This window comes from Mucilaginibacter inviolabilis, assembly GCF_011089895.1.
In the GTDB taxonomy this organism is placed as follows: Bacteria; Bacteroidota; Bacteroidia; order Sphingobacteriales; family Sphingobacteriaceae; genus Mucilaginibacter; species Mucilaginibacter inviolabilis.
The window spans coordinates 839087-846146 of sequence record NZ_JAANAT010000001.1 but is presented as its reverse complement, the minus strand read 5'-3'; the positions used below and the strand labels follow the sequence as shown (position 1 = coordinate 846146).

Here is a 7060-nt window from a genome sequence, read left to right as displayed (position 1 = left end):
AACTTAATTAAGTTGTTTTTCTGAATTATAGGTATGTAAAAGTGGATGTAGTGGTTGCTCTTTAAGGTTAGAAGTGTTACTGTGTAATAAAGGATGTAGTCTGGATGCTGTTACCGGAGATACGGCCGTGGATTTCTCGAACCAGCAATAGTCTTTAGCAAAAGGGTAAGTTGGTAAGCTGACCAGCGATGGACGTTCATCGGTATACAACAGATTCCAGTCAATGTGAATACCGTTAGTCCATAATTGTGCCAATGAACGACCTTCCTTTTCACCAATTGCACTTTCCAGGTATGCTTTACCTGCTTTGCCTTCCAATAAAAAGCAAGGGGCATCTTTTCGGATATTACCGGTCAACAGCTCCTGTATTTTGTTTTCCAGGTAATTACTCAAATGCTGCAACAACTCTTCCTTATCAGCTGCAATAAATGCCAGTCGCTCTTCCATCGCCTCACGACCGGTTTGTAACGTGTAAGCTACCTCATGAATATTGATCTCAGGATAAGTCTCTATATGTTTTTTCAGATTGAATACATGCTCCTGCAAACGCGTGCTATCACGTGCTGATAATACAATGATTACCGGATCTGTATTTTGATAGACCGTTGCTGATTTACCAGTGTATTCCTCAATAATGATATGTGCATTGCTGCCGCCAGCTCCAAAACCGCTGATACCGGCTATGCGAGCTTTACCTGTCGGTGATTTCCAGGCTGCTAGCTCCTGCTGTACTTTGAAGGGACTATTTTCAAAATCGATATTTGGGTTTAAAACAGCCGAATGCAGCGATGGCACCAGTTGACGGTGTTGCAGTTGTAACAATACCTTCGTTAGCCCGGATATACCTGCTGCCGATTCACAATGACCAATATTCGATTTCACTGATCCCAGACTACAGAACTGTTTGCTCGTGGTTCCAAAAGCTTTGCTTAATCCGGCTACTTCTATCGGGTCTCCCAAACTCGTACCGGTGCCATGGGCTTCTATATAACTGATATCTTCGGCCTGAACACCTGCCTTTTTCATGGCAGCTTTGATCACCGCTGTTTGTGCTTTTGGATTAGGTACCGTATAACCATTGGTTTTACCACCATGGTTAACTGCGGTTCCTTTGATAACGCCGTATATCCGGTCGCCATCGGCTATGGCCTGTTGAAGTGGTTTTAATAATACCGCGCCCACGCCCTCACCGGGTACATAACCATCTCCTCCTTCACCAAAACTTTCACAACGACCTGTACTTGAGGCAAAACCGCCTTGACTGAGTATAAGATACTTATTAGGATGGATACTTGCATTTACACCGCCTGCAATAGCCATTTGTATTTCGCCCGACTGGAGATCTTTACAAGCCAGGTGTATTGCTGTTAAAGACGAAGAACACATCGTATCAACAGCGGTGCTTGGGCCATGAAGATTCAGAAAGTATGACACCCGGTTAGCTATTCCGCTAGGATTGCCCAATAATGAAACGAGATTCCCTTTGACTGTTTCTTCTGGGCCAAATAATTGATACTCTTCGTACATTACTCCCACATAAACACCTACCTGAGCCGCCAGTCCATTTTCATCATGATCCATTTCCTGCAGCCTGGTTCGGGTATAGCCACCGTCTTCCATGGTTTCCCAGGCTGTTTGCAGGAACAAGCGTTCTTGCGGATCCATCAACGCAGCTTCACGTGGAGATATATTAAAAAATAGAGGGTCAAATTTGTCAATATCGTCCATAAACCCTCCCCATTTGCTGTAGCTTTTCCCAGGTTTACCTTTTTCTTCATCGTAGAAACCTGTCATTTCCCACCTGGTTGAGGGAATTTCTGTAATACTGTCCTTACCCGCTTTCAGATTTTCCCAGAACTCCGTCAGATTCTTTGCGCCTGGATAACGGCCGCTGATCCCGATAATGGCAATATCTTTTATTACTTCAGATGATTTATTTACAGCGTAATGATGCGTTTCTAACGATGACCGGCTATGTAAAAACCGTGACTTTTTGACTTCCTTAATTTTATCTGTATGGATATTTATTGTAGTTATTGATACGGGACTAATACTTGTTAATTCCAGTAGCCTGTTGCTTTGCGTAGTTAAAAAATAAACGGATAGTTCATCGAGTGTCTGGCATTCAAAAAAAAGTGTCCTGGAAACCTTACCAAATACTTCTTCTAAACGATTGGTTAATCCAACGATCATGGTAGAGTCAATACCAAATTGCTCAAAAGAAACATCGGGCTGCATCTTGGCTACCGGTATCTTTAGCGCACTCGCCAACAAGTCTCCTAAATATTTTAAAGTAGCTATATACAGTGCCTCATCAGCAACCGGCGCAGTTATGTTGGATCTTGTTGCTTGAGTGGGTTGACCAGTTAAGGCCGATAGTTGATCATGATACCCATATAATACGATACCCTGTACCGTTGCATTGTTTAATAACTTTTCAAACGCATCTAACCCCTCCGATGTCGGCATGGGTAACAGACCATAATGATAGGCCATATAACGCTCGTTCTCTGCCCCGATCTGCATACCACCCGATGCCCATAATGGCCAGTTGATACTCAGCGTTTGCCCATGCCGTTTGCCTGCCTTCCGCTCCGTTTCCCGGTAATGTGCATAGTTATCCAGCCAGGCATTTGCCGAGGCATAGTCCGCCTGCGCCGCATTCCCAAATACACCCGCCAACGACGAACAGTAAACCATAAAGTCAAGTGCTATTGACGATGTGGCATTGTCCAGGTTTCTCGCTCCCTTTACCTTGGCACCAAATACTTCCTGTATCTCTTTTGCTGTTTTATTCAGGATATAACTATCCCGGATAACACCTGCGCTATGAATAATACCATCCAGCCGGCCATACGTTTCCATGATCGTACTGATCAGGGTGGTCACTTCTTCGGCTTTGCTTACATCGCAGCGGCAATAGGCGGTGTTTTTTTGACTATTTATTAATGCCTGTTTGCTTTGATTCAATTCACTTCTTCCCGCGAGCACTACCCGCGCCCCGGATACTTTGCTGATGTGCTGAGCAAAGTGCTCACCTAAACCGCCATTGCCTCCTGTGATCAGGTAAACACCATCGGCTTTAATACTGAGACCATTTGGCTTTTCTATGGGATTTAATGGTGCTATCCCTTTTACCTCACGAACGCCTGACAGGTACCGAACTTCCTGATCTTTACTATTTTGCTCTGAGGATAGGATAAGCGTTAATGCTTCTACATCATTCATCCTCAGGCTGTCTACTACTACAACCTTTCCCCGTATTTTGGGGTTTTCCTGACTTGCTGTTTGCAATAGCCCCGAGATAAACCCATAATCCAGGTAATCGGCATGGGTACAAACCACCTGTACCTCCATACCCGGCTTTTGCTGCCAGCTCTTTTGCAACTCTTCCTGTATCGCTATAAAGAAAGTCTCCGGCTGTGATGCAGTGATTGTTTTTACTTCGCATGCCAGGGCTTCCTGCAGTTTATCTGCTAACAATGCCGGGCCACCGGCCAATAATACCAATGTGGGTAAAGATTCGGTCTGGTTTGTTGTCTCTGATTTTGCCATTTGCCAGCCTGAAGTATACAGCTGCATACCGATGCTGGTTGTTTCCGGTGATGTCTTCTCCGTATTGTTTTCCAGCGATAATAATACCAGCTCGGTAAACTGAACCAATACTTCGCCTGAAGCATTAAGCAGCTCCAGATCATAACTACCCGAGTGTTTACCGCTCCGGTCCTGGCGCGCATAACACCATACTTCTTCCGGTAACTCCTGATAAATAGTAACCTCACGAACACTAAAAGGCAGCATCAGCTGCTGCTCGCCTGAGGCCAAGCTTATCCCCATGCAGGTTTGAAGCGCACTATCCAGCAGTCCTGGTGACAATACGAAACCTGCCTGATGTGGTAGTGCAATCCGTGATAAGGCAGACTCTTCGCTATAACTGATCTCCCGGATGCCCTGGAAGCTCTCCCCGTAATGCAAACCAACAGAGCGGAATTTTTCGTAATAACTATCTCCTTGTTCTGTATGAGACAGGCTGGATCTTAACGCCCCGATATCATGACGCGCAGGTTCTGGCTGAGCTCCGCTTAAAAGGATCCCCTGTCCGTGCAATTGCCGATCGCCTGCCTCTGTATAGATCTCATACCCTATTGCCTCATCTGTTGCAAAAAGACTGATATGCACTTCTACTGCTGATTCATTTACCTTAATCGGTTGCAGCCAGTTGATATCTCTTAATTGCGTGATCCTGCCCCCCCCTGCATACTCTCCCGCAGCACGTGCCATTTCCAGATACGTTACTCCTGGTAATACCTGATCCCCTAATACTTGATGATCTCGTAAAAAAAACTCGCCCCCAGTATAAATACTGCTGAATTTTTGCTCGCTCAGGGTTGAGCAATTACAATGTAATAAAGGGTATATAAAGTTATTAACAGTCGTTGTATGATTATTATTATCAGAGGTTATCCAATAACGCTCTCTAGCAAATGGATAAGTAGGTAAACTGATCTTATTAGGTAACTGCTCCGAATAAAGCATTTTCCAGTCGATATTTTTGCCGTTTACCCAAAGCTGTGCTAAAGTATCCAGCGCCTTATCTGCTATAGCCTGTTGAATAAATGTCTGATCAGCCTCACCTTTTAACAGTCCTTGTTTTTTTCTGATATTCCCTGTAAAAACTTTATCTGTCCGGTTTTCTGAAAAGGCTGTCAAACGCTGAAGTAGCTCACTAACAGAATCTGCAACTATGGCTAAACGTTCTTCCATTGCCACTCTCCCGATTTGCAAGGTGTAGGCTATATCATGAATATTAGATATAGCTTTTGTTTGCAGGTATTGACAAAATTGTCTGGCTTGTGTCTGTAATTGATCTCTGTTTTTAGCAGATAACAAAAAGATTACAGATCCAAAGCTTTGATATAAAGGAGTTTTAGTCGGAATGTATTCTTCTATTACCATATGTGCATTAGTGCCACTAAACCCAAAACTGCTAAGTGCAGCGCGTCGGGGGGAGTTTTCTGGAGTTACCCAGTCAGCTAATTTAGTTTGTATCTTAAAGGGACTACCCTCTAATTTAATAAGTGGGTTATGCTGTTTGTAATTGATAGTTGGAGGCAATTGCTGATGTTGCATGGCCAGCAAAACTTTCAACAAACCCGCAACTCCTGCCGCTTCCAGGGTATGACCAATATTGGTTTTTACACTTCCAAGACTGCAAAACTGTTGCTTAGTTGTAAAAGCTCGAAAAGAAGTGGTTAATGCTTCAAACTCAATCGGATCTCCTAAACTGGTACCAGTGCCATGTGCTTCCACATAAGTAATAGTTTCAGGATTTATATTAAATCGTTCGTATACTTCTTTTTCCAACTCTTGTTGGGATATTACACTTGGAGCTGTTATGCCATTGGTAGCTCCATCCTGGTTAGTTAAACAGCCTCTAATCACGCCATAAATACGATCATTATCCCGTTCTGCATCTGCCAGTCTTTTCATCACGATTACGCCCACACCTTCACCCATTACAAAACCGTTGGCCCGGTCGTCAAAAGTGTAACAACGCCCATCAGCAGATAGCATACCGGCTCTGTTAGCCATGGTATAAGCATTAGCTGTGTTAATAATATTAACGCCACCTGCAATTGCCAGATCGGTATCTCCTCTTTGTAAGCTGGTGAAAGCCATATCCATAGCTACCAGAGAACTGGAACAAGCCGTATCGACGGCTATCGCCGGCCCCTTGAGATTAAGAAAATAAGATATCCGCGATGCCAGTATGGCGCTGGAATTACCCCAAAGTGCTGATGGTAAAGTACCTTCTGTTCTGGCCGCGTAATCACTTTGGCCAACACCTACATATACCCCACACTTTGTTGATGATAAGGTATCCGGATTAACAGCTGCATCTTCAAACGCTTTCCAGCAATGTTCAAGAAACAACCGCTGTTTAGGATCCATCATTTCAGCTTCTGTTCCAGAAAGTTTAAAAAATAACGGATCAAAACAATCAACATCTTTTAAACAACTCGCCCATTTTACTTCCGGTAAATTATGTTGTGAATCGTTGTTCCATTTATTAGAAGGTATAATCTCAACCAGGTTTCTTCCTTCTTTTAGCGCATCCCAATAAGCGGCTAAATCATTAGCTGAACCAAATTGCCCACTGATACCTATAATAGCTATGCTATTTAAAGCTGGATTTGAAAAAGTGGGCGCCACTTTTTCAGTATTGTTATTTACACCAACTCCAATTGGTACGACAGGTTTTACTAATACACCCTGATATTGATCGTGTATATAGTTTGCTAATTGAGTAAGATTTGGGTAGTTATAGAGATCGGTTGCTTTTAATGTAATACTTAACGCTTCGTTAATATTATTAATTAGTTCTACCCCCAGGATGGAGTCAAATCCAAAATCTTTGAACTGCATTGAAGTATCAAATTCATCTTCCGGCAATTCAATAATAGCAGCAGCAATGTTTATCAGTCGTGACGTTAAACACTCAGCATCAGAAGTATTTCCGAATTGAGAGGCCGGAATAGATTCTATTTCCTGTATTTGTATAATTCCATTGCTTTTTGCCAGTATAATCCAAGTACCGTTTTCTAATAAATAAACGGCCATTTGCTCGTATCCGTCCTCGCCCAGCAAGTAAATGGTATCTTCATTTATTGCAGATTCTTGTAGTACGAGTATCCCATCTTGCTTCAAGTATGTTTTAAGATGAGAGAGCTGATGAGGTTGACTTAATACATCAACACTAATAACCATGTCACAACTACCTGTTGGTACTATCAGTTTCGCATCTAAAATGAGTGTTAATTGGTCTTCGAAAATTGCGAATTCCTGGTATAGTTCTTCATTACCAGCATTTATTCCCATAATATGGAACTTCTCTCCGGGTTGAAGGTGCGGAATACTTTCAGTTAACCCCTCTTGTATCAATTCAAACAGTAAACCAGAATGACGAGGTAAAGCATTTGTACTTGCAAGAGCCTCCAGCTTCAGCATAGATATGGCACTTGCTTTTACGAATTTTTTGTTCTTGTTAATGTACTGCATA

Annotated in this window: 1 protein-coding gene; it reads right to left on the bottom strand. The window is 42.9% G+C overall.

Going from position 1 to position 7060, the window contains the following annotated elements:
• Positions 1-3: 3 nt before the first annotated feature.
• Positions 4-7059: an SDR family NAD(P)-dependent oxidoreductase gene (locus G7092_RS03320; protein WP_166086162.1), complete on the bottom strand. Its 7056-nt coding sequence runs from the start codon at positions 7057-7059 to the stop codon at positions 4-6.
• Position 7060 lies beyond the last annotated feature (1 nt).

Excerpts from the sequence above, each read along its gene's own strand:
- G7092_RS03320 (WP_166086162.1), bottom strand. The coding sequence starts at position 7,059 with ATGCAGTACATTAACAAGAACAAAAAATTCGTAAAAGCAAGTGCCATA.